Origin of the sequence: Actinophytocola sp. (assembly GCF_035942955.1) — a bacterium.
Classification (GTDB): domain Bacteria; phylum Actinomycetota; class Actinomycetes; order Mycobacteriales; family Pseudonocardiaceae; genus DASYTH01.
Genome location: NZ_DASZCQ010000206.1, coordinates 23829 through 45572 on the forward strand (window position 1 = coordinate 23829; position 21744 = coordinate 45572).

The window sequence follows — 21744 nt, forward strand, 5'->3', positions numbered from 1 at the left end:
GCCTTGGGGCAGTTATGTTCCGCCTTGGGTTCGCAGCTTCGGCACCCGCTCCAGGACTACGCCGAAGATCGTCTGGTATGCCTCGAGGACGGCCTCGTCGTCGGGCAGGACGGTCTCGGTGCGCTCGTCGCCGACTGTCCTAATGAGACGGTCTGCGGAGAGCGTGACCCGGCCGTCCTCGGTGCGCAGCGAGCAGGTGAGGCTGCGGGTGAAGTGCGACGCCGGCGACGTGCTGTTCCACCAGGCGCCCATGGTGAAGTCGTCCAGCGACCGCGGACGCGTCTCCATCCGGTACTGCGGCTTGCCGTCGCGGACCAGGTCGATGTCGCCGTACGGCGCGGGCGTGACGAGGAACTTGCCCTCCGGGTCGTCCTGCACCTCGGTCGAGTCGAGCCGCAGCGGGTAGGTCGTCAGCCGGCCGAAGCCGACGTCGACCAGCCAGCGGTCGCCGAGCTGGACCACGAGGACGAGGTGGTCGAACGGCGGGCCGAGCGAGCCCTCGGGGTCGAACACCCGGGCGGCGTGCCGCGTGACCCGGAATCCAAGCGCGCCGAGCAGCACCGCGAACAGCCCGTTGAGCTCGTAGCAGAACCCGCCGCGGCGTCGCCGGACGATCTTGTCCACCAGCGCGTCCTCGTCAAGGACGATCGGCTCGTCGAGGTGGATGCTCAGGTTCTCGAACGGCACCGTCCCCAGGTGCCGCATGTGCAGCTCGGTCAGCAGATCCACGCTCGGCGGCCCCGGTGGCTCGGTCATCCCGATCCGGCGCAGGTACGCGGCGACGATGTCGTGCTCCATCGCCCCACTGTGCCTACTCCACCTAGGTGGAGGTCAACCGGGTTGTCGCTCGGTGAGCCGGACGAGGACGCGCTCGGCGTGCGGGGTGGCGCGGATCGCCCTGGCGGCGTCGGCCAGCCGGTACCGGACGAAGTGCGCCCGCCCGGCCAGGTCGCGGACGTCCGGCTCGGTGCCGTCGAGGTACGCCTCCCAGGCCCGCGCCGTGATCCAGTTGGCCATCCCCTCGAACCTCAGGCAGATCGACCAGCGGCCGTCGCGCTCGGCCACCCGCACGAACGCCTCCATCCACTCTCCGTCCACCACGGCCGGTCCCTGGAGGATGAGGACCAGCCCGCCACCGGTGTACCGCTCGTCGAGAACGTCGAAGCCTTGACCGGCCAGCGCGGCGCACAGGTCGGCGACCGGCCGAGGGAACTCCAACTCCATTGCCATGAGCATCCTCCGGTATGCAACTCCCCGGGGCTCATCGACGCGGCGGGTCGGTCCGTTTCTTCTTGGCGCGTGCAGGGTAGTACCCGTTGATAAGCAACCTCATCGGGTGCTGAACCGTCCCTGCAGTTGGGCGTCCAGAAATGCAAGTCGGGGTCTGGAGGCGATACCCATGCAGTGGAACAGGACTTTCGTGCTCGTGGCGGCCGGAGCGGCGGTCGCCGTGTGCGCGGCCGGGTGCACCGGCGACGTGGCCGGCAACGCGGGCGACCCGTCGGTGCCGACCTTCACCTCGTCCGGGCCGGCGACCGGACCGATCACGGTCTCCCCGCCGCCCACCAGCAGCCAGCCACCCGCCACCTCGGCGCCGACGCCCGCACCGCCGGCGCCCGCCCCGCCGCCGGAGCCGGCGACCTCCGGTGAGTGCAAGGCGGCCGAGCTGCAGCTGTCCATCGGCCAGGGCGAAGGCGCCGCGGGCACGCACTACCGGCCGTTGCGGTTCACCAATAAGGGCACGCGCACCTGCGTGATCCAGGGCTTCCCCGGAGTGTCCTATGTGGCCGGTGACGACGGCCATCAGGTCGGTGAGGCCGCGTTCCGGGAGGGCACCAAGGGCGCCGCGGTCACCCTCGCGCCCGGCCAGACCGCGTTCGCCACGGTGGGCTTCGTCAACGCCGGCAACTTCGACCCGGCCGAGTGCCGCCCGACCCCCACCCGCGGCCTGCGGGTGTACCCGCCGCACGACACCGCGGCCATGTTCCTTCCGTTGGAAGGCACCGGATGCGCCGGCAACCCGCCGAACCATCAGCTCAAGGTCAGGACCGTCGAGCCGGGTCTCGGCGGGGCCTAGGCCATCAGCCCGGTTCGCCAGGCCCAGGCGGCGACCTCGACCCGGTTGCGGGCGCCGATCTTGGCCTGGACCGCGGCCAGGTGGGTCTTGACCGTGGACAGCGACAGGTAGAGCTCGGTGCCGATCTCGGTGTTGGTCAGCCCGCGCGCCGCCGCCTTCGCCACGTCCAGCTCGCGTTCGGTCAGCGGCTCTGCGGGCTCGTCGGCCGGGTCGACCGGGGCGGCCGGCGTGGCGAAGTGGCGCAGCAGCCGCACGGTGATCTGCGGCGACACCAACGCGTCGCCGCGGGCCGCCGCGCGCACGGCCTCCATGAGCAGCGTCGGCCCGGCGTCCTTGAGCAGGAAACCGCTGGCCCCGTTGGACAGCGCGCTGTGCACGTACTCGTCGAGGTCGAACGTGGTGACCACGACGACCCGCAGCGGGTCGGCCACACCCGGCCCGGCCAGCGCCCTGGTGACCTCCAACCCGTCCATGCCGGGCATCCGGATGTCCACAAGGCACACGTCGGGTCGCAGCTCCCTGGCCCTGGCCACGGCCGAGATCCCGTCGGCGACGTCGGCGACCACCTCGAGGTCGTCCTGGGTTTCCAGGATCATCCGGAACCCGGCCCGGACCATCTCCTGGTCGTCGGCGATCAGCACCCGGATCATTGCCCGCTCCGCAACGGAAGCGCCACCTTGACGACCCACCCGCCGTCGGCGCCCGGCCCGGCGACGAGCCGGCCGCCGAGCAGCTCGACCCGCTCCCGCATGCCGATCAGACCGTAGCCGTCCGACCCGCCGGCCGGGCCGCTCCGCCGTGCGGTGCCGTCATCCTTCACGAATACGTGCAGCTCGTCGCCGAGGTCGCCCCGGCCCGTCCCGACCTCGACCCGCACGCTCGTCGCCCCTGCGGCGTGCTTGCTGACGTTGGTCAGCGACTCCTGCACCACGCGGAGCACGGTGCGCCCCATCTCGTGCGGCAGCGTCTCGGGCAGCGACAGTTCCAAGTGGACGGTCGGGCCGGTGAACCGGTCCACCAGCGCGCGGATGTCCGCCGCCAGGTCGGTGGTCGCCTGCGCCGGCGCCGTCGAGCCGCCGGCCGGCTGGGCCCCGCGCAGGCTGCCCACCAGCGTGCGCATCGCCACCAGCGCCTCGGCGCCGCTACTCTCGATCTTCTCCAGCGCCCCCACCACCACCCCGGGATCGCGCTGCGCCACCAGCCGCGCGGCCTGCGCCTGCACCAGGATCCCGGTCACGTGGTGCGCGACCACGTCATGCAGCTCCCGCGCCAGCGCCATCCGCTCGGCCTGCCGCACGCCGGTGACCGCCACCCGAACCGTCTTCTGCCGCTCGCGATCCCGGACCCGGAGGAACCACCCCGCGACCACCGCGCTCGCCAGCAGAACCGCCTGCGGCGCCAGGTATTCGCCGTCCACCCCGACCAGTCCTGGGGTGACCAGCACCGGGCCGAGGTTCGCCATGGCCAGCGCCGCGGTGCCCCACGCCGCCGGCTGTGGCCGCGCGTACCGCACGACGAACCCGACCAGCGCCATGCTCGCCGCCAGCTGCGCGAAGGAGAACGGCGTGCGGCCGGGACCGATCCACACCGTGACGAACGTGTCGTTCCACGGCCGCAAGAACTCGGCCGCGGTGGTCGCGATCGACGCCAGCGCCGCCGCACCGATCGCGGCTGCGGCCGCCAGGGCGGCGCGAACCGGGTCGCGCGGCGCGAAGAACGCGCACCCGGCCGCGACCACCGCGCCACCCAGCGCGAGTGCCCTCGGGTTGTCCCCGACGGCCCCGATGTCGAACAGCAGCAAGACGACGAGCACGGCCATCAGCGGCCATTGCCGGCGCACCAACGCATGCAGCTCGGAATCGGTGCGCTGCCCGGACCGCCGCAGGTAGATCCCGACGGCGACCCCGATCAGCAGAATCGCGAGTCCGAACGACATGGAGCGCTGGCCGGGCAGCGCCCCCGCCCGGACGACGGTCGCGGCCAGCCCGGCCAGCACCAACCCCGTGATGCCGGCGACCGCCACCCCGGCCCGCGCCCGCCACGCCAGCAGCAGCACGATCGCCCCGCCGCCCAGCGTCTCGGACACCAGCAGGCCCTCGACGCCAACCCACCTCGGAACCGCCCCAACCCTCCTGACCAGCCAGGACGACCCGACCAGCACCGCCGCCCCGCCGGCCGTCGCCCACCCCGGCCGAAAGACCGCGAGGTACACACAGCCGAGCACCACCGCCCCACCCGGCAACGCAAGCGCATCCGCCGGGCTGCCCGCCGCAACGGCCAGCAGAAAATCGACCAGGAACACCGCACCCAGCAACCCGATCAACCAGCGCAGCGGCACCGGAAGCGTCGTCATGCCACCGAACCTATTGCCCGCGCCCCGCCCTCGCCTCGGTCACACGGCGGCCCCGGCTCGGCCATTCGGCCAGAGTCCGTCGAAGGTCAGCTTGCCCGGGCGGCGGTGCGTAGACGGTGCGGTGCGGCGTGTCGGACTCGAGCCGGACGGTGACTATCGTGGAGTTCTCACGAGAGGGGTGCCCCGTGTCCTACAGCTCCGTCGTCGCGGCTGCCCTGAGCGGCGCCTCATTGCGGCAGCTGTCGTACTGGCGTTCAGCGCAATCCAGCGAGGGACCGCTGCTGGCGCCAACGCTGCACGTACCCGGCTCCCGCGCGTCGTACTCCTTCCAGGATGTGGTCGCCCTTCGTACCTTCGTCTATCTGCGGGCACGCGGCGTGCCGCTTCAACGGGTTCGTAAGGCGGTCGCCAAACTCCGGGATCTCGGAGAGACCAATCATCTATCGTCGTACCAGCTCATCGCGGTCGGCAAGGACGTTGCCTGGGTGTCGTCCGACGAGTCCGCCGTGGACCTGACCGGACGGCCGGGCCAGCAGGTCATCGCCGAAATGGTCGACATTCTCGGCGCGTTCGACGGACCCCGGCGTCGAGACGTCGTTCCACTGCACCAGCCGAAACCGGGCGTTGCGGTGGACCCCGAGGTTCGCGGCGGTTATCCGGTGATCGAAGGCACGCGCGTGCCCTTCGACCTCATCGCGGCTCTGCTCGACGATGGGGTGGCGGCCGAGGACGTGGCCAGCTTCTACCCATCGGTTCCTCCCTATGCCGCGCGCGGTGCCCGCGAGTTCGCTCGGTATGTCGACGCATACCGTGAGCGGTTGCCTGCCTGACCCCCTGACATGCGTCTACTGCTTGACGAGGACGTTCCCATCCAGTTGGTGGAATCGCTTCGTCGCCTGCTCCCGGAGCATCAGGTCGACCACGTTCAGGCCCTTGGTTGGAAGGGAAAGAAAGATCCAGTCCTGCTGCGGGATGCCAGCCGGCGGGGGTATGACGCGTTGCTGACCAATGACCACGCTCAGCTCGACGATGTGGCCGAATCGCGTGCCATTAGGGATTCCGGTATGCATCACATCCGGTATCGCCAGGACACGCGACGAGGGCTCGATGGGCTGGCCATGGCCATGGCATCGGTCGTGGCTGCCCTCCGGCCGATCATGCGTGAGCTCGATGCCGCCGATGGGCAGCGGCTCGTCGAGGTCCAGGCGATACAGCCCGGCAAGCGTCACCGCATGACCGATCCACGCATCGACCCGCCGCGCTACTGGCCAAGCCGTGCCGGGCAGCCGCACCGGCCTCGCCGTGGTCGAGCGGCCGACGGGTAGATCAAGTGCGTTAGCTTGCCCGGGCCGGGGTGCGTTGGACGGTGCGGCGGAGGCGGTTGAGGGCGCGGTGTTGGGCGACGCGGACGGCGTCGGGCGTGGTGCCGACCATGGTGGCGGTTTCCTGGGCGGACAGGCCCAGGACGATGCGCATGATGAGGATGTCGCGCTGGCGGGGGGTGAGGGTGCGCAGAAGGCCGCCGGTGGCCTCGACCAGCTCGCGGCGCAGGGCTATCTGCTCGGGGTCTTCGTCGTCGGTGAAGATGTCGGGGGTTTCGGGGGTGGGCTGGGAGCGGTCGCGGGCGGCGGCGCGGTGGACGTCGGCCACCTTGTGGGCGGCGATGCCGTAGACGAACGACAGGAATGGGCGGCCCAGCTGGCGGTAGGTGGGCAGGGCCCGGTAGACGGCCAGGCAGACCTCCTGGGCGACGTCGTCGGCGGCGACGAAGGTGCGCTGCACGCGGCCCAGCTTGGTGCGGCAGTAGCGGACGACGATCGGGCGCAGGAAGGCGAGGAGCTCCTCGGCCGCGGCGCCGTCCCCGCCGCCGGCCGCGGCCACCACGGTGTCGAGGTTGTTCCGGTTGACGCTCCGTGGCCGGGGCAGGCGGCCGGAGTCCGCCACCTCCCGGCCGGCCGTAAGCTCGGGATGGTCAACCTCGGGCTCGATAGTGCACAACATCGCACGCCTCCCGCGCCGGTTCCACTGCTCCAAGAGAGCACGCCGGGAGGCGCCAAATACGTCACGGACAGTTTTGTATCCCCCGAGAACCAAACTGTTGCCCAATGGGGCACGCGCGCTACACGTCCCGTGCACGGACGGTCACCCCGAGCCGATCGGCCGCCGGATTCCGCGCAGGGTCTGCTCGGCCAGCATGTCGATCACATCGGCAAGGCGCCGGCGTTGCGCGTAGGCGGCCCGCTGCCGGGCGGCGCCGCCGCCGTGCTCGCGCAGCCAGGCCAGCGTATCGTCCACAAAGGACAGCTCATCCGTCTCGCGGAGCGCGGGCGTGAGCCGGTCCCGCAGCCGGTCGAGGATCTCGCGCACGGGCCGCAACTCCCAGTCGTCCGGATCCGGGCACCGGCCCTCGAGCCCCTCGCGGGTGGCAACCCACAGCCCGGCGCGCAGCACCTCGTGCGGGATCCGCGGCGCCGGCCGGTCGGCCTCGAGCGCCATCCGGACCAGCGCCCGGACCAGGATCCCGTACAGGGCCGCCTCCTCCGCGGTGCCGGCGACGTCGCAGACCCGCAGCTCCAGGGTCGGGTACTGCTCGGACGGCCGGATGTCCCAGTAGATCATCTTGCGGTCCAGCACGGCCTCGGTGCGCAGCATGGCCCGCACGATCGACTCATAGTGGTCGACCGACTCCAGGTACGGCGGCGGGCCGGCAGTCGGCCACCGCGACCACAGCAGGTACCGCGAGCTCGCGTAGCCCGTCGCGTGCCCGTTGTTGAACGGGGAGTTGGCCGACAGGGCGAGCAGCACCGGCAGCCACAGCCGCAGGTGGTTGCCGGCCCGCAGGGCGGCCTCCCGGTCGTCGATGCCGACGTGCACGTGGCAGCCGCAGGTGGTGCCGGTGTACACCAGCGCGCCGAAGTGCTCGGCCATCCGCAGGTACCGCGGATCCGGGCTGATGATCGACTGCTCCCGGGCGGCGGACACGGCCGTGCTGGTGGCCAGCAGCCGGGCGCCCCGCTCGGCCGCGCCGGACGCCAGCCGGCCGCGCAGCGAGCGCAGCTCGTCGAGCAGCTCGGTGACGCCCCGGCACACCTCGGTCGCGGACTCGACTTGGCAACGCAACAGCTCGGGTTGGATACCGGCGCCATCGGCGGTGGGCTCGGGCGCGCCGGCGAGGGTCTCCTCGGCCTCCTGCGCGAGCTGCCCTTCGTCGTCGACGAGGAAGAACTCCTCCTCTACACCGACGGTCAGGTCGACAGTCACACTCTCTGGCTACCAGTTATCGCACCACCACCGCCAGCGATGGCCCGGATTGCGTGAGTCGACCATGGGCCGATCGGGGCGGGGATACCGTGAATCGCGTGACGGATCTCCAGGAGCAGGGCACCGCCGGCCGGGCGCGCCGCAGCGAGGCCACTCGCACCCGGATCGTCGAGGCCGCGCTGCGCCTGTTCTCCGAGCGCGGGTACGACCGCACCACGATGCGGGCGATCGCCAAGGAGGCCGGCGTCTCGGTCGGCAACGCGTACTACTACTTCGGCTCGAAGGAGCACCTGGTCCAAGGGTTCTACGACCGGATAGCCGAGCTGCACGGGCACCACAGCCGCGCCGTGCTCGGCGTCGAGCGGGAGCTCGCGGCCCGGCTGCGCGCCGTCATGCTCGGCTGGCTGGACGTGGCCGCGCCCTACCACGAGTTCGGCAAGCAGTTCTTCGTCAACGCGGCCGACCCGGACAGCCCGCTCAGCCCGTTCTCACCGGAGTCGTCGCCGGCAAGGGACGCCCAGATCGCCCTGCACCGTGAGGTGGTCGAGGGGTCAACCGCGAAGATCGATCCGGAGCTGCGGGCCGACCTGCCTGAGCTGCTCTGGCTCTACCACATGGGGGTCGTGCTGTTCTGGGTGCACGACCGGTCGGCGGACTGCCGGCGCACCAGGATGCTGGTCGAGCGCACGGTCCCGTTGATCGACCGCCTGGTCACGGTGTCCAGGATGCGCCTGCTCCGCCCGCTGACCCGCGACATCGTGTCCCTGATCAAGGACCTGCTCCGGCCGGTGGCTTGACAGCGCCTCCGGGATTGGTGGAACCTGAGGTATCTGTTACATCAGGTAACACATGAAGGGGGCGATCATGGCGCGGGCGCTGCGACCGAAGGACCGGGAGACCACCGCGGCCCGGCTGCTCGACTCGTCGGTGCGCAACTCCTACGACCCGCTGCTCGACATCGACTGGGACGCGCCGATCGCCGCGGACAAGGGGTTCCTGCCGCCGGAGAAGGTGTCGCTGTACGGCACCGAGCTGTGGGACCGGCTGACCCCGGAGCAGCGCGTCGAGCTGGCCAAGCACGAGATCGGCAGCGTCGCGAGCGTCGGGTTGTGGACCGAGATCGTGCTGATGCAGCTGCTCGCCCGGTACGCGGAGGGCCTCGACCCGCGGTCCCCGCACGCCCAGTACGCGCTCACCGAGATCGGTGACGAGACCCGGCACTCGATCATGTTCGGCAAGGCGCTGACCCGATTCGGGGTGCCGGCGTACGGGCCGCCGCGGCTGGTGCGCAGGCTCAGCCCGCTGTTCAAGGCCGTCGTCGGTGGGGCCGCGATGTTCGCCTCGGTGCTCGTGGTCGAGGAGATGACCGACCGGCTGCAGCGGTCCACTGTGGACGATGAGAGCATCCAGCCGCTGATCCGGATGGTGAACCGCATCCACGTGATCGAGGAGGCCCGGCACGTCCGGTACGCCCGCGAGGAGCTGGTCCGCGAGCTGCTGACCGTTCGGCGGCCGATGCTGGAGCTGCACCGCACGGTCACCGCCGTGGTGGCGGTCAGCGTGGCCAACATCCTGATCCACCCGCGGGTCTACGCCGCCGTCGGGATCGATCCCAGGCAGGGCCGGGCGGCCGCGCTGGCCAACCCGCACCACCGGGCGACCCGGCGGTGGATGGCCGAGAAGATCGTCGACTTCCTCACCGAGGTCGGCATGATCGGCGGCCCGTCGAAGCTGCTGTGGCGCCGGGCCGGCCTCATCGGGTAAATCGGTCGGCACCCGGCCTAACCTGGAAGCATGACGGCAACGACGGTGCCCGGGCGGCACGTGGACATTCGCCTGTGGACGCGGCCGGACGCGGTCGAGCCGGAGGCCATGCGCCAGCTGCACAACGTCGCCTCGCTGCCGTGGACCTTCCACCACGTGGCCGTGATGCCCGACGTGCACTACGGCAAGGGCGCCACGGTCGGCTCCGTGATCGCGATGCGGGACGCGGTGTCGCCGGCCGCGGTGGGCGTCGACATCGGCTGCGGCATGGCCGCGGTGCGCACGTCGCTGCGGGCCGAGGACCTGCCGGACGACCTGAGCCGGCTACGTGCGCGGTTGGAGGCCGCGGTGCCGGTCGGCTTCGCGCAGCACAAGGCCACCGCGTTCACCGAACGGGACGCCGCCGACTGGCCGCGGTTCTGGAAGGCGTTCGACGAGCTGACGCCCGCGGTCCGGGGCCAGGCCGCCAAGGCACTGCACCAGATGGGCACGCTCGGCGGCGGCAACCACTTCATCGAGATCTGCCTTGACACCACCGGGCAGGTCTGGGTGATGCTGCACTCCGGCTCCCGCGGGATCGGGAACCTCCTTGCGCAGCACCACATCGAGGTGGCCCGCGGGCTGGCGCACAACCGGTCGCTGCCCGACCCGGAACTGGCCGTGTTCCTGGCCGGCACCCCGCAGATGGCCGCCTACCGGCACGACCTCTACTGGGCGCAGGACTACGCCCGCCGCAACCGGACCGTCATGCTGCGCCTGATCTGCGACGTGCTGCGCGCGCAGTTCCCCGGAGTGTCCTTTGCGGACCCGATCTCCTGCCATCACAACTACGTGGCCGAGGAGACCCACTTCGGCGAGGACGTTCTGGTGACCCGCAAGGGCGCCATCCGCGCCGGCCGCGGCGACCTCGGCATCATCCCCGGCTCCATGGGCACCGGCTCCTACATCGTCCGGGGCCTCGGCAACCCGGAATCGTTCGAGTCGGCCTCGCACGGCGCCGGCCGGCGCATGTCCCGCACCAAGGCCCGCAAGCGGTTCACCGAGGCCGACCTGGCCGAGCAGACCGCAGGCGTCGAATGCCGCAAGGACCGCGGCGTCGTCGACGAGATTCCCGCCGCCTACAAGGACATCAACGAAGTGCTGCGCAATCAGGAGGACCTGGTGGAGATCGTCGCCAAGCTCAAGCAAGTCGTGTGCGTGAAGGGCTGACCCCCGTGACCCCGTCCCGCACGCGACCCCCGTTCGACGCCGACGAGCGGACCCAGCTCGTCGGCTGGCTCGACATGCAGCGCGCCATCATCGCCTGGAAGGCCGAGGGGCTCTCCGAGGAGGACGCCCACCGGTCCGTCCTCCCGACGTCGCCTTTCATGACGGTGGCCGGCATCGTCTCCCACATGCGGTGGGTCGAGCACTGCTGGTTCGAGGTCCTGTTCCTCGGCCGCCCGGCCACGGGCCCGCAGTTCGAGGGCCCCGAGGACGCCGACATGATGGTCGAGGATGTCCCACTTGGACAGTTGCTCGACGAGTACGCCCGGCAATGCGCCCTGTCCAACGAGATCGTGGCCAGCCACACCCTCGACGACGTCGGCAAGCACCCCGACTTCAAGGCGGCCGCCGCCACCCTGCGCTGGATGCTGCTCCACATGATCGAGGAGACCGCCCGCCACGCCGGCCACCTCGACACCATCCGCGAGCTCCTCGACGGCGCGAAGGGCTATTACTGATCAGCCATGCTCACGATGGTGCAGCCGGACAGCTCGCGCACCAGCTGCGCGGCGCGGGTCCAGCGGATCGCCGGGTCGTCGAAGGCCACGAGGGTGTCCTCCACCGCTCGGCCCCGGTGATATCGAACCCCGTACACCCCGCCCACGAAGGAGTGGCGGACGCGCACGGCGACGTAGCCCCGCCGAAGAGCCGGGCAGGCGCGAACGGACAGCCGGGCGCAGGGCAGACACACCGGCGGCTCGGTGACGCCCATGCCCTCGGGCCAGCCCGGCCAGTCGTCGCGGTAGTCCATGACCAGCCACAGCACGCCGTCCTCGGTGCGATCGGGTGGGCCCGCGCAGATCCCGCACAGCAGCCGGCGCATGGCCCGGCGCTGGCGCAGCGGGTGGACCTTGCCGTACTGCGGCCTGCCGTGCCCAGGTCGGGACGGCATCCGTGGCCAGAGGACGCCGTGCTCGTCGCGGTCGCCGAGGGTCTCGTCCAGATAGCCGATGCCCCACGGCCGCTCGATCACCGTGGTGGGTGCGGGCAGCTCGGCGCTCCACGTCGTAATGTATGGCACGTGCACGAACGCAGCGTGATCGATCGGCTACCCGCCGGCCAGGGAGCCGCGACGGGATGAAACATCCCCGGCCCAACCGCCTCCTGCGCGCCGCACGGGAACGCGGCGGACTGTCGCGCACCGAGCTGGCGGAGGCGGTGTCGCTGTGGTTGGCTCGGCGGGATCCGCGCGGTCGTGACGTGGCCTTTGACGCCAATCATCTCGGCAAGATTGAGCGGGGCATCATCGAACGACCCCGCGCCAACTACATTGCCGCCCTCTGCGCGGTCCTGCGGGCAACCGAGGCGGAACTTGGCTTTGATCACGCGAGCCGTGCTACACCTGAGGACGTGGATCGCAAGGCCTTCCTGCAGGCCGCGCTCGGAGCCGGGGCCGGAGCCCTGATCGCCCGGCATCTCCCCGAATACGACGCGACCGATCTCGTGGCATCCGTCGCCGGACCATCGGGGCACTACCGGCGGCTCTCGGAGTTCGTGCCAACGATGGAGCTGACGCCGGTTGTCGAGGCGCATCTCCGGTTGGCATCCAGCGTCGTCAACGGTGTGCTGCCAACCAGGGACGGGTTCGCAGCATTGACCGAGGCCGCCCAGGTGGCGGGATGGCTTGCACGAGAGCGCGACGACCGAGGAACGGTCCGCCGGCACTTTGCTGAGGCCATGCGTTACGCGGAGCGGGCGCAGCACCCTTTGCTTACGGCGTTCGTGGGTTTGGGTCGCGGCACATATGCGGTTGAGATCGGTGACTATCGGGTTGGGTTGCATCTACTCGAACGTGCGCAGTGGCAACTCAAGGAGTCATCCGGTCCGGATGCCGCGCGAGCAAACCTGGCCGCCTGTCAGGCAGTCGCACATGCCGAGATGGGAGATCGAACGGCCGCATTCGCCGAAATGCGTCGTTCGGAAGCATTGGCAAGAAGCGGTCGCGGGGAACTCCAGTGGCCGTGGATCTTCGCGTTCGATGCTCAGAAATCGGCGCGCTATCAGGCAACGACGCTCGCCAAGCTCGACGATCTTCCGGCTGCCCGGGCCGCCTTCGCGGCCTCCACGCCGAGCACGATGGCACCGAGCCCGCGAGCAATGGCCCAGGTTGATCAGGCAGGTGCGCTGGCTCGCGCCGGGCAGGTGGATGAGGCCTGCGCGTTGGCCCAGGAGGCGCTGGCAGTCGGCGAACGGTATGGGTTCGAGCGAGTTGTCCGGAGGGTGCGGGCATTTCGGGCAGAACTTCCGCAGGTGACCCGGGAGACCGCTACCCTCGATGCGGCCTTGGCCGATACCGATCGGATATAAGCGTTAGTGGGCTGTGGGGGCGGCCTGTTCGAGCCAGCGGAGGATCTCGTTTTCATCGTTCGTCGGGCCGTCGGCGCCCAGTTCCTGGATTCGCTGCTTGCGTTCCGGTATTCCCTGGCCGGAGCAGAACAGGACCGGACCCTCAAAAATCCGGTTCTTCCGGAAGTATTCCAGGTCGTTGAGACCGGCTTCATCATCCCGTCCCCGGCCGAAGTCGGACAACACGACATCGGGAGGGCGCTGCTCGATCGCCGCCAGGGCTGTGGCCCGGTTGGTCGCCTGAGTCACGAACGCGCCACGACCAAGCAGGACGGCCGCCATCTCGCGGTTGCTGCCGGGATTGTCGTCGATCCAGAGGATGCGCAAACCCTCGAGGGGGTCATCCGCGGAAGGTGCTCGAGGAAGCCTGGCTTCGGGCGTGAGAGGGACCCGCGCGGACTCCCAGAAGAGGTTTCGGAGCACGTCGTACTCCTCGGCGAAGCGATCGGCCGTGGTCAGCGGGCGGCGCAGCATCCGGCGCAGCCGGGCCGTGTCGATGCCCGGCCCGTCGAAACTCTCGATCAGTGCCACGAAGTCCCGGTCCGCGGCGAGCGTCGGGAACTCGGCGGGTAGCTCCTTCTCCAGATCCGGGAGGAGGTCCCGCCACCCGTGCGGCCGGAGGCCCTTGGCCTGGACCATGTCCTCCCACCCGGCCGGCGGCTCGCTGCCCTGCCGCACCGCCGTGCGGAACTCGTTGTACTGCAGGAACTCGGTGATCGGGTCGTCGTGGCGGGGGTTGGTGAGGATCTGGTGGAAGCCGGGGTAGAAGTGCTGCAGCATGATGACCTTGACCAGATTCTCCACGCCGACGTCGTCCCATGACCGGTTCAGGTGGTACTCGAGCACGAAGCTGTTGATCAGCCGCTTGATCCGGCGGGGATTGCGACCGGACCGCTCGATGATCATGTTCTTCATCGACTCGTCGAACAGCGCGCTGGTGTGCGACCGGGCGAGGTAGCCGTTCACCAGGCGCACCGCATGGGCCGCGCTGGGGACCGGGATCCGGTAGTTGATCTGGATGATCTTCTCCAGGTACTCGACGGCGCCGGCCGAGTCGGCGATGCCCGCCGAGTCGCGGACTGCGCGCCACAGCGCGGACTGGTCGCAGCCGAGCACGAACACGATGCCGGGCACGTCGAGGTAGAGCTTGATCGCCTCGCACACCTCGACGATGCGCTCGCTCGCGCACCGGTCCAGATCATCGACGAACACCACCAGCAGGCGGCGGCCGCCCGGGCCCCCCCCACGCTCGATCCAGGCGGTGAACGCGTCCCGCAGCACGCCCTTGATCTCGTTGCGGGACTGGGCGTCCAGCGCCATCCGGCGCCACATCTCGTCCACCACCCGGCCCAGGCCGAAGAAGCTGCCCAGCACCAGCCCCAGCGCCCGCAGCGCGCCGAGCAGGTGGGCCCGCCGGGACATCGACCGCACGGCGCGCCGGATGACGTTGCGGTCGAAGCGCAGCAGCACCGACTTGATCAGGCCTTCCAGCGCGCTCGCCCGCCCGGACGTCCAGGCGTTGAACCAGACCACCGACACCGCCGGCTGCGCGGCCAGCGTGGCCTTCAGCCGGTGCATGAGGCTGCTCTTGCCCATGCCCCACGCGGCGTCCACGGCCAGGGCGAACGGCGCCGCCGCCCGCGAGGCGACGATGAGCTCGGCGAGCCCGCGCGCGACCTCGGTCGCCTCCATCAGGTCGTCCTCGACCCCGTCCCCGACCGGCGCGTCGTTCAGCACGACGAATCGCGGAGCGGCGGAACTCCCGGCGTAGTAGCTCATCAACCCCAGCCCAGCTCGTGCAGCCGGGCGTCGTCGATGCCGAAGTGGTGGGCGATCTCGTGGACGACGGTGATGGCGACCTCCTCGACGACGTCGGCCTCGGTGTCGCAGATGTCGAGGATGGCTTCGCGGTAGATGGTGATGCGGTCGGGCAGGACGCCGCCGTAGTGGCTGGTGCGTTCGGTGAGCGCGACGCCGTGGTAGAGGCCGAGCAGGGTGGGGTCGTCGCGGTCGCGGTCCTCGACGAGGACGACGACGTTGTCCATGGCGCGGGCGAACTCGGCGGGGATGAGGTCGAGGGCGTCGGCCACCAGCTCCTCGAAGCGCTGGCGGGGCATGTCCATGGGCTAGCCGCCCGGGGTGGAGGGGGGCGGTGCGGTCGGCGCGGGGGCGGCGCGGACGCTGCCGGCGACGGGGGCAAGGCCGCTGCCGTCGGGGAGCAGGGAGCCGACCTTGCAGTCGACCTTGCGGGAGCCGGCGGCCCAGCTTTCCTCGCGCAGCGGCGGATCCCAGAAGACGGTGAGCTTCTTCTCGGCGAGGTTGACCCCGCCGGAGTACTCGGCGGCGGCCACCGCGCACAGCTCGGACAGCTTGACCTTCTGGTCGTCCGGGGGCGGGAACCCCGCGGTGAACGCCACGGACAGGTCCACGTTGCCGACGATCTCCACCGCGTGCTGCGAGCCGCAGTCGATCGGGTCGCCGATGTCCTTGTCGGCCAGGGCGAAGCAGGTTCCCGGCTCGGAGATGTCGGACTGGTCGGCGTTGGCCGCCGAGCCCTTGGTGGCGACCCGGGTGCCGCGCGGGGTCACCCGGTGCACGCCGCAGCGCAGCTTGCGGTCACCCGAGCGCCATTGCTCCTCGGTGGGCTTGAGCGCGCTGACGCCGTACTTGCCGAACGGGTCGAGCTTGCCGCCGAGGTACGACGTGACCCCCGGGGTGCACTTGTCCTCGGCGATCGTCTGCCACTGCTTCTCCTCCGGCGGCGGCGCGCTCTGGCCGTAGTCCGGCGAGATGTCCACGATGCTGGTCACCTCGAACAGGTGCGGCTGCGCGCAGTCCAGCCGGCGCATCGCCCGCGGGTTGTCCGCCGGCCAGTCCAGGCAGGTGCCGGGCGGCGAGTCGAACGCCGCGGCCGCCTCGTCCGCCGCCGACGGCGACGCCCCGGTCACCGTGACCGGCCAGGAGAAAAGCACGCTCAGGGCCAGCAGCACCAGCGCGCCGACGAACGCGCCGGCCATCACCAGCCGGGTTCGCGTCGTCTCAGTCGCGGACATCGCCTCCATAATGCCGCGTCTTGGCGGTACTCTCCGCGGCGGGAGTGGAAGATGACTGATCGAGACGAGCCAGACCGTCCGGACGAGCCCGAGCGCGACGACGCCGAGCAGCAGCCGGAGGGCAGACGCGGGCAGATCCGGTTCCAGGATCCGGAGACCACCAAGCCGCGCGCGCCCACGCTTGGTGAGCAGCGCGCCCGGAAACGCGCCGTCGAGCAGGAGCGGGAGCGCGAGCTCGCCGAGCGCGAGGAGGCGGAGCGCAAGTCGCGGCTGCGCCGCCGGATCCTGATCGGCAGCGGCGTCACGGTGGGCGTCGTGGCGGTGATCGCGGTCTGGTACGCCGCGGCCACGCCCGACGAGGTGACCGCCCGTTGCGTCACCAGCGACAGCGCCCTGTCCCCGGATGAGAACTACTGCGACGAGAACTACGTCACCAGCCACGGCGGCTACCACAGCGGCGGGTTCTTCTTCATCCCGATTCCCGGCGGCGGGTACAACCAGTACCGCTACAACTACGGCGGGACCGTCGGACCGGGCAACCGCGTCACGGGCGGCTCCACCGTGGCGCCGTCCGGGCGGACCACGGTGAAGACCGCGTCCGGCAAGACCGTGCAGCGCGGCGGGTTCGGCATCAGCAGCGGCGGAAAGAGCGGGGGCAGCTGAGTGCACCGCGAGCGGTCCAGCCCGCGGCGCGACTGGCAGCAGAAGGTGGAGTCGCAGGGCCTGGTGTTCGGCACGCCCGCGCGCGACGGCACCGGCGCGTCCCGGCCGTACTGGGACGAGTCCGTGCACTACGTGTTCGACATGGACGAGGTGCTGTCCATCGAGGCCGACGTCGAGCTGCTGCACTCGATGTGCCTGGACGCGGTGGACAACGTCGTGATCTCCGAGCGGTACAAGGACTTCGGCATCCCGGAGTGGGTGTGGCCGGGCATCGCCGAGTCGTGGCGGCGGCGCGATCCCCACGTCTACGGCCGGTTCGACCTGCGTTACGACGGCTCCGGCCCGGCCAAGCTGCTGGAGTACAACGCCGACACCCCGACGTCGCTGCTCGAGGCCGCGGTCGTGCAGTGGTTCTGGAAGACCGAGGTGTTCCCCGACGACGACCAGTGGAACTCCCTGCACGAGAAGCTCGTCGAGCGGTGGACCGAGATCGGCGACCGGCTGCCGTCGGCCGAGCTGCACTTCACCTGGTCGACCGCCGACCCGACCGGCGAGGACCACGTCACCACCGCCTACCTGCAGGAGACCGCGGCCGAGGCCGGCCTGGACACCGTCGGCCTGGCGATCGAGGAGATCGGCTGGGACCCGGTGCTGAAGCGCTTCGTCGATCTCGAGGAGGCGCCGATGAACACCATCGTCAAGCTGTACCCGTGGGAATGGGTGGTGGACGAGGAGTTCGGCCGGCACGCCGTCGAGTCGCTGCCGGTCACCATGTGGGTCGAGCCGCTGTGGAAGATGCTGCTGTCCAACAAGGCGCTGCTGGCGATCCTGTGGGAGATGCACCCCGGCCACCCCAACCTGCTGCCCGCCTTCCTCGACCAGCCGGGCATCCTCACCGAGTACGTGCGCAAGCCGCGGCTGGGGCGGGAGGGGGCGAACATCCAGATCGTGGCGCCGAACTACGAGACCGTGACCGGCGGCGTGTACGGCGAGGAGGGCTACGTCTACCAGGCGTTCGACCCGTTGCCGGAGTTCGACGGGTACCGTCCTGCGCTTGGTGCTTGGATCGTCGGCGACAGCTCGGCCGGTCTCGGCATCCGCGAGACGGCCGGCCTGGTCACCGACGACGGTGCGGCATTCGTGCCACACCGGATTCCGCCAACGTAAGCAGGAGGTTCAGTGAGCGGTCAGCTAGCCGCGACGACGACCGTCGCGCTGCCCGAGGGGTTCTGGTCGGACCTCGGCGAGGGAACTGGGGCGATCGCGCTGTACGCGGTCGTCGGCGTCGTGCTCATGCTGCTCGGTTTCTACGCGATCGACTTCACCACCCCGGGCAAGCTGTCCGACCTGGTGCGCACCGGCCGGCCGAACGCGGTGATCGTGACCGCCTCCGGCATGCTGAGCATGGCGTTCATCATCGTGTTCGCGATCCTCAGCTCGTTCGGCGACCTGGCCGCCGGGCTGATCTCCTCGGTGGTGTTCGGCCTGATCGGGATCGTGGCCCAGGTGCTCGCCGTGCGCTGCCTCGAGTGGATCACCGGGCTGGACGTCCGCAACACCGTCGAGAGCGAGCGGTTCGCGCCGAGCAGCGTCGTGGTCGCCGCCGTGCACCTGGCCCTCGGCCTGATCGTCGCGGTCGCCATCAGCTGACCGGTCCGCCGGCACTAAGCTGGCCAGTCGTGATCGACCTGAAGTTCCTGCGCGAGAACCCGGACGCCGTGCGCGCGTCGCAACGCACCCGCGGCGAGGACGAGGGACTGGTCGAGGCGCTGCTGTCCGCCGACGAGCGGCGCCGGGCCGCCATCGCCAGGGCGGACGCGTTGCGGGCCGAGCACAAGCAGCTTGGCAAGAAGGTCGGCAAGGCGCGCGGCGAGGAGCGGGAAGCCTTGCTGGCACGAGGAAAGGAGCTGGCCGCCAGCGTCAGGGAGGCGGAGGCCGAGCAGGCCGCGGCCGAGGAGGCGCTGACCGGGCTGCACCGCGCCATCCCCAACCTCGTCCACCCGGACGTGCCGGCCGGCGGTGAGGACGACTACGTGGTGCTGCGCCGGGTCGGCGAGCCGCGGGCGTTCGACTTCACCCCGCTCGATCACCTCGACCTGGGCATCCGGCTCGGCGCGCTGGACGTCGAGCGCGGCGCCAAGGTGTCCGGCTCGCGGTTCTACTTCCTCACCGGCGTCGGCGCGCAACTGCAGCTGGCCCTGCTGAACCTGGCCGCGGCGCAGGCCACCGCAAGCGGCTTCACGCTGATGATCCCGCCGACCCTGGTCCGGCCGGAGATCATGGAGGGCACCGGGTTCCTCGGCGCGCACGCCAGCGAGGTGTACCGGCTGCGCGACGACGACCTGTACCTGGTGGGCACCTCCGAGGTGCCGCTGGCCGGCTACCACGCCAACGAGATCCTCGACCTGGCGGGCGCGCCGCGCCGGTACGCCGGCTGGTCGTCGTGCTACCGCCGGGAGGCCGGGTCCTACGGCAAGGACACCCGCGGCATCATCCGGGTGCACCAGTTCGACAAGGTCGAGATGTTCACCTACTGCATGCCCTCCGACGCCGAGGCCGAGCACGCGCGGCTGCTGGCCTGGGAGGAGGAGATGCTCGCCAAGATCGAGGTGCCGTACCGGGTGATCGACGTGGCCGGCGGGGACCTCGGCTCGAGCGCGTCGCGCAAGTTCGACTGCGAGGCCTGGATCCCGAGCCAGCAGGCGTACCGCGAGCTGACCTCCACCTCGAACTGCACCACGTTCCAGGCCCGCCGGCTGGCCATCCGCTACCGCGACGAGAACAACCGGCCGCAGATCGCCGCCACCCTCAACGGGACGCTGGCCACCACCCGCTGGATCGTGGCCATCCTGGAGAACCACCAGCAGGCCGACGGCTCGGTCCGGGTGCCGCAGGCGCTGCGGCCCTATCTGGGCCTCGACGAGCTCAAGCCGGTCGGCTAGCGAGGGCTTCCGGCCCAGCGAGGGTGGGCCGGAGGTCCGCCCGAGTGGCCGGAGATACGCAACGGCCGGCGAACAACGCAGAGTAGTGGTCCTAGCCTTCGCCTTGAATGTGTCAACCGAGCCGGTCGGCGACGTACCTGCCGATCTCCAGCGCGCAGGTGGCCGCCGGCGACGGGGCGTTGAGCACGTGCACCTGGTGGGGCGCGGTCTCGATCAGGAAGTCGTGCACCATCGAGCCGTCCGGCAGCAGGGCCTGCGCCCGCACCCCGGCGCCGGCCCGGACGATGTCCTCCCGCCGGACGGCCGGGACCAGCCGGGCCAGGCTGTCGGCGAACCGGCGCCGGGACAGCGAGCGCAGCACCTCGTCGACGGCCGTCCGCGGGTACTTGCGGGCCAGCCGCCACAGGCCGGGGAACCGGGCGGCGTCGGCAAGGTCGCGCGCGGAGAAGTCGCGCCACCGGTAGCCCTCGCGGCGCAGCGCCAGCACGGCGTTGGGCCCGGCGTGCACGCTGCCGTCGAGCATCCGGGTCAGGTGCACGCCGAGGAACGGCAGCGACGCGTCCGGCACCGGATAGATCAGCCCGCGGACCAGGTGCCGCCGGTCCTCGCGCAGCTCGTAGTACTCCCCGCGGAACGGCACGATCCGCGCCCGCGGCACCAGCCCGGCCATCCGCGCGACCCGGTCGCTGTGCAGCCCGGCGCAGTTGACCAGGGCGTCCGCGCGCAGCACCGCCCGGCCGGTGGCGACCTCCACGCCGCCGGCGCGGCCCGGCCGGATGCCCAGCGCGGGGGTGGACAGTCGCAGGTCCGCGGCGCCCGACTCGGCCAGTCGCCGGACCAGCGCGGCGCACACCCCGGGGAAGTCGATGATGCCGGTGCTGTCCACCCGCAGCGCGGCCACGCAGGCGACCTCGGGCTCGTACTCCCTGGCCTCGGCCGGCTCGATCAACTTGGCCGGCACGCCGTTGGCCTCGGCCCGCTCGGCCAGCACCCGCAGCGCCGGCAGCTCCGCCTCGGAGGTGGCCACGACGAGCTTGCCGCACACCTCGACGGCGACGCCGTTGGCCCTGGCGAAGTCGACGATCGACCGGTTGCCGGCCACCGACATCCGCGCCTTGAACGACCCCGGCTGGTAGTACAGCCCGGCGTGCACCACGTTGGAGTTGTGCCCGGTCTGGTGGGCCGCCCAGCGGCTCTCCTTCTCCAGCACCGTCACCCGGTCGCCGCGCCCCACCAGCTCATGCGCGACGGCCAGCCCCAGAATCCCGCCACCAACAATCACGACATGCCGCACGAGTGGACAGATTACGGCGTGGGCGAGATCACCCGACCAGCCACTATAGACTCGGCCGGGTCAACTCGAGGGAGCAGATGTTGGACGGTGTCGACGCGTGCCCGGTCAGGCGCGCTGACCTGGGGGAAGGCTGATGTTCTTCAACGACGAGCGCAGCGCCCGGCTGCGCCCGCAGATCCTGACCGACCTGGTCGGGCAGTACATGAACGACCAGGAGCGGGCGCGGCTGCTGGGTCTGCCGGAGACCACCCGGATCCGGGAGCGTGCCAAGATCATCTATCGGGACCGGCTCGAGCTCGGCGACCACTGCTGGATCGGCGAGGGCGCGCTGCTCGACGCCACCGGCGGGCTGACCATCGGCGAGCACACCAGCGTCGGGCTGAACTGCCTGATCTTCACCCACTCCACCTGGCTGTCGAACATGATGCTGGAGAACTACTCCGGCAGCGATCTGATGGAGCGCAAGCCGGTGCGGATCGGCAAGGGCTGCTTCATCGGCGGCAACAGCGTGATCATGCCCGGCGTGACCATCGGCGACTTCGCCACCGTGCAACCGATGTCCTTCGTGGCCAAGGACGTCCCGGAACGCGCGCTGGTGGCGGGCAACCCCGCACGGGTGTTCCAGCGTTTTGACGAGGAGCACATCCTCCGCGAGGCCGAGCGGGTCCGCGGGGAGAACCGGGTCCGGGAGCTCGGCCGCTAGCCGGCGCTCGGACCTCGTACCT

The 21744-nt window shown here is 70.7% G+C and carries 24 protein-coding genes; 13 read left to right on the forward strand and 11 right to left on the reverse strand.

The genetic code is table 11. The features are described from left to right. Positions 1 to 12: 12 nt before the first annotated feature. Together VGX25_RS20700 and VGX25_RS20705 are read right to left on the reverse strand one after the other, a co-directional pair. Positions 13 to 798 (reverse strand): arylamine N-acetyltransferase, encoded by a 786-nt coding sequence (locus VGX25_RS20700; protein WP_326919496.1) that lies wholly within the window; start codon positions 796 to 798, stop codon positions 13 to 15. Positions 799 to 831: 33 nt separating this feature from the next. Continuing rightward, positions 832 to 1230, reverse strand: a complete 399-nt coding sequence (locus VGX25_RS20705; protein WP_326919497.1) for a hypothetical protein — start codon at positions 1228 to 1230, stop codon at positions 832 to 834. Positions 1231 to 1399: 169 nt separating this feature from the next. Here VGX25_RS20705 and VGX25_RS20710 point away from each other — a divergent pair, with 169 nt between their 5' ends. Next, a complete protein-coding gene (locus tag VGX25_RS20710; RefSeq protein WP_326919498.1) occupies positions 1400 to 2077 on the forward strand; it encodes a DUF4232 domain-containing protein in 678 nt (225 codons plus the stop codon). Here the strand turns inward: VGX25_RS20710 and VGX25_RS20715 are convergent. Together VGX25_RS20715 and VGX25_RS20720 are read right to left on the reverse strand one after the other, a co-directional pair. After that, positions 2074 to 2727, reverse strand: a complete 654-nt coding sequence (locus VGX25_RS20715; protein ID WP_326919499.1) for a response regulator transcription factor — start codon at positions 2725 to 2727, stop codon at positions 2074 to 2076. The genes VGX25_RS20710 and VGX25_RS20715 overlap by 4 nt on opposite strands. After that, positions 2724 to 4430: a sensor histidine kinase gene (locus tag VGX25_RS20720; protein ID WP_326919500.1), complete on the reverse strand. Its 1707-nt coding sequence runs from the start codon at positions 4428 to 4430 to the stop codon at positions 2724 to 2726. Before VGX25_RS20720 ends, VGX25_RS20715 begins: the two co-directional genes overlap by 4 nt. 185 nt (positions 4431 to 4615) lie before the next feature. On the opposite strand from VGX25_RS20720, the gene VGX25_RS20725 reads away from it, so the two are divergent. Further along, positions 4616 to 5260 carry a DUF433 domain-containing protein gene (locus tag VGX25_RS20725; protein ID WP_326919501.1) on the forward strand — a complete coding sequence of 215 codons (645 nt, stop codon included), beginning with the start codon at positions 4616 to 4618 and terminating at the stop codon, positions 5258 to 5260. A 9-nt stretch (positions 5261 to 5269) separates the two neighbouring features. Further along, positions 5270 to 5755 (forward strand): DUF5615 family PIN-like protein, encoded by a 486-nt coding sequence (locus VGX25_RS35735; RefSeq protein WP_414635887.1) that lies wholly within the window; start codon positions 5270 to 5272, stop codon positions 5753 to 5755. A 10-nt stretch (positions 5756 to 5765) separates the two neighbouring features. On the opposite strand, the gene shbA is transcribed toward VGX25_RS35735, so the two are convergent. Next, positions 5766 to 6431, reverse strand: a complete 666-nt coding sequence (gene shbA / locus VGX25_RS20735) for an RNA polymerase sigma factor ShbA (protein ID WP_326919503.1) — start codon at positions 6429 to 6431, stop codon at positions 5766 to 5768. 141 nt (positions 6432 to 6572) lie between these two features. Beyond that, positions 6573 to 7691: a glutamate--cysteine ligase gene (locus VGX25_RS20740; RefSeq protein WP_326919504.1), complete on the reverse strand. Its 1119-nt coding sequence runs from the start codon at positions 7689 to 7691 to the stop codon at positions 6573 to 6575. A gap of 98 nt (positions 7692 to 7789) precedes the next feature. On the opposite strand from VGX25_RS20740, the gene VGX25_RS20745 reads away from it, so the two are divergent. The 4 genes from VGX25_RS20745 to VGX25_RS20760 are packed head-to-tail and all read left to right on the forward strand — an operon-like array spanning position 7790 to position 11179. After that, complete coding sequence (locus tag VGX25_RS20745) at positions 7790 to 8488, forward strand: TetR/AcrR family transcriptional regulator (RefSeq protein ID WP_326919505.1); 699 nt, start codon at positions 7790 to 7792, stop codon at positions 8486 to 8488. Between the two features lie 52 nt (positions 8489 to 8540). Continuing rightward, entirely contained in the window at positions 8541 to 9455 is a 915-nt protein-coding gene (locus VGX25_RS20750) for a diiron oxygenase (RefSeq protein ID WP_326919506.1), read from the forward strand. Between the two features lie 30 nt (positions 9456 to 9485). Then, complete coding sequence (locus VGX25_RS20755; protein ID WP_326919507.1) at positions 9486 to 10664, forward strand: RtcB family protein; 1179 nt, start codon at positions 9486 to 9488, stop codon at positions 10662 to 10664. A 5-nt stretch (positions 10665 to 10669) separates the two neighbouring features. Then, positions 10670 to 11179 (forward strand): DinB family protein, encoded by a 510-nt coding sequence (locus VGX25_RS20760; protein ID WP_326919508.1) that lies wholly within the window; start codon positions 10670 to 10672, stop codon positions 11177 to 11179. Here VGX25_RS20760 and VGX25_RS20765 read toward each other — a convergent pair. Next, positions 11173 to 11748 (reverse strand): hypothetical protein, encoded by a 576-nt coding sequence (locus VGX25_RS20765; RefSeq protein WP_326919509.1) that lies wholly within the window; start codon positions 11746 to 11748, stop codon positions 11173 to 11175. The two genes, VGX25_RS20760 and VGX25_RS20765, sit on opposite strands and share 7 nt — an antisense overlap. 50 nt (positions 11749 to 11798) lie before the next feature. On the opposite strand from VGX25_RS20765, the gene VGX25_RS20770 reads away from it, so the two are divergent. Continuing rightward, entirely contained in the window at positions 11799 to 13028 is a 1230-nt protein-coding gene (locus VGX25_RS20770; protein ID WP_326919510.1) for a helix-turn-helix transcriptional regulator, read from the forward strand. 3 nt (positions 13029 to 13031) lie between these two features. Here the strand turns inward: VGX25_RS20770 and VGX25_RS20775 are convergent, their stop codons facing one another. Genes VGX25_RS20775 through VGX25_RS20785 form a run of 3 tightly spaced genes read right to left on the reverse strand, consistent with a single transcriptional unit; the run spans position 13032 to position 16120 of the window. Then, on the reverse strand, positions 13032 to 14846 hold the full coding sequence (locus tag VGX25_RS20775) for a P-loop NTPase fold protein (RefSeq protein WP_326919511.1): 1815 nt from the start codon (positions 14844 to 14846) through the stop codon (positions 13032 to 13034). Next, a complete protein-coding gene (locus VGX25_RS20780; RefSeq protein WP_326919512.1) occupies positions 14846 to 15184 on the reverse strand; it encodes a metallopeptidase family protein in 339 nt (112 codons plus the stop codon). The genes VGX25_RS20775 and VGX25_RS20780 overlap by 1 nt, the downstream gene beginning before the upstream one ends. Positions 15185 to 15193: 9 nt before the next feature. Continuing rightward, complete coding sequence (locus tag VGX25_RS20785) at positions 15194 to 16120, reverse strand: septum formation family protein (protein WP_326919513.1); 927 nt, start codon at positions 16118 to 16120, stop codon at positions 15194 to 15196. A 51-nt stretch (positions 16121 to 16171) separates the two neighbouring features. On the opposite strand from VGX25_RS20785, the gene VGX25_RS20790 reads away from it, so the two are divergent. From VGX25_RS20790 to serS, 4 genes are read left to right on the forward strand one after another with little or no spacing between them, the layout of a single operon-like run. Next, positions 16172 to 16783, forward strand: a complete 612-nt coding sequence (locus VGX25_RS20790; RefSeq protein ID WP_326919514.1) for a hypothetical protein — start codon at positions 16172 to 16174, stop codon at positions 16781 to 16783. Then, the gene (locus tag VGX25_RS20795) at positions 16784 to 17950 is read left to right on the forward strand and encodes a glutathionylspermidine synthase family protein (RefSeq protein ID WP_326919515.1); all 1167 of its coding nucleotides are present in this window, start codon (positions 16784 to 16786) and stop codon (positions 17948 to 17950) included. It begins immediately after the preceding gene. A gap of 12 nt (positions 17951 to 17962) precedes the next feature. After that, entirely contained in the window at positions 17963 to 18433 is a 471-nt protein-coding gene (locus tag VGX25_RS20800) for a DUF350 domain-containing protein (RefSeq protein WP_326919516.1), read from the forward strand. A 29-nt stretch (positions 18434 to 18462) separates the two neighbouring features. Further along, a complete protein-coding gene (gene serS, locus VGX25_RS20805) occupies positions 18463 to 19725 on the forward strand; it encodes a serine--tRNA ligase (RefSeq protein ID WP_326919517.1) in 1263 nt (420 codons plus the stop codon). Between the two features lie 112 nt (positions 19726 to 19837). Here serS and lhgO read toward each other — a convergent pair whose 3' ends face one another. Next, positions 19838 to 21019, reverse strand: coding sequence for an L-2-hydroxyglutarate oxidase (gene lhgO, locus VGX25_RS20810; RefSeq protein ID WP_326919518.1), 1182 nt, complete (start codon positions 21017 to 21019; stop codon positions 19838 to 19840). Positions 21020 to 21152: 133 nt separating this feature from the next. Between lhgO and VGX25_RS20815 the strand changes: the two genes are divergently transcribed. Further along, on the forward strand, positions 21153 to 21722 hold the full coding sequence (locus tag VGX25_RS20815) for an acyltransferase (protein ID WP_326919519.1): 570 nt from the start codon (positions 21153 to 21155) through the stop codon (positions 21720 to 21722). The last annotated feature ends 22 nt before the right edge of the window (positions 21723 to 21744 follow it).

Excerpts from the sequence above, each read along its gene's own strand:
- VGX25_RS20700 (WP_326919496.1), bottom strand. The coding sequence starts at position 798 with ATGGAGCACGACATCGTCGCCGCGTACCTGCGCCGGATCGGGATGACC.
- VGX25_RS20705 (WP_326919497.1), bottom strand. The coding sequence starts at position 1,230 with ATGGCAATGGAGTTGGAGTTCCCTCGGCCGGTCGCCGACCTGTGCGCC.
- VGX25_RS20710 (WP_326919498.1), top strand. The coding sequence starts at position 1,400 with ATGCAGTGGAACAGGACTTTCGTGCTCGTGGCGGCCGGAGCGGCGGTC.
- VGX25_RS20715 (WP_326919499.1), bottom strand. The coding sequence starts at position 2,727 with ATGATCCGGGTGCTGATCGCCGACGACCAGGAGATGGTCCGGGCCGGG.
- VGX25_RS20720 (WP_326919500.1), bottom strand. The coding sequence starts at position 4,430 with ATGACGACGCTTCCGGTGCCGCTGCGCTGGTTGATCGGGTTGCTGGGT.
- VGX25_RS35735 (WP_414635887.1), top strand. The coding sequence starts at position 5,270 with ATGCGTCTACTGCTTGACGAGGACGTTCCCATCCAGTTGGTGGAATCG.
- shbA (WP_326919503.1), bottom strand. The coding sequence starts at position 6,431 with ATGTTGTGCACTATCGAGCCCGAGGTTGACCATCCCGAGCTTACGGCC.
- VGX25_RS20750 (WP_326919506.1), top strand. The coding sequence starts at position 8,541 with ATGAAGGGGGCGATCATGGCGCGGGCGCTGCGACCGAAGGACCGGGAG.
- VGX25_RS20755 (WP_326919507.1), top strand. The coding sequence starts at position 9,486 with ATGACGGCAACGACGGTGCCCGGGCGGCACGTGGACATTCGCCTGTGG.
- VGX25_RS20770 (WP_326919510.1), top strand. The coding sequence starts at position 11,799 with ATGAAACATCCCCGGCCCAACCGCCTCCTGCGCGCCGCACGGGAACGC.
- VGX25_RS20775 (WP_326919511.1), bottom strand. The coding sequence starts at position 14,846 with ATGAGCTACTACGCCGGGAGTTCCGCCGCTCCGCGATTCGTCGTGCTG.
- VGX25_RS20780 (WP_326919512.1), bottom strand. The coding sequence starts at position 15,184 with ATGCCCCGCCAGCGCTTCGAGGAGCTGGTGGCCGACGCCCTCGACCTC.
- VGX25_RS20785 (WP_326919513.1), bottom strand. The coding sequence starts at position 16,120 with ATGTCCGCGACTGAGACGACGCGAACCCGGCTGGTGATGGCCGGCGCG.
- VGX25_RS20790 (WP_326919514.1), top strand. The coding sequence starts at position 16,172 with ATGACTGATCGAGACGAGCCAGACCGTCCGGACGAGCCCGAGCGCGAC.
- VGX25_RS20815 (WP_326919519.1), top strand. The coding sequence starts at position 21,153 with ATGTTCTTCAACGACGAGCGCAGCGCCCGGCTGCGCCCGCAGATCCTG.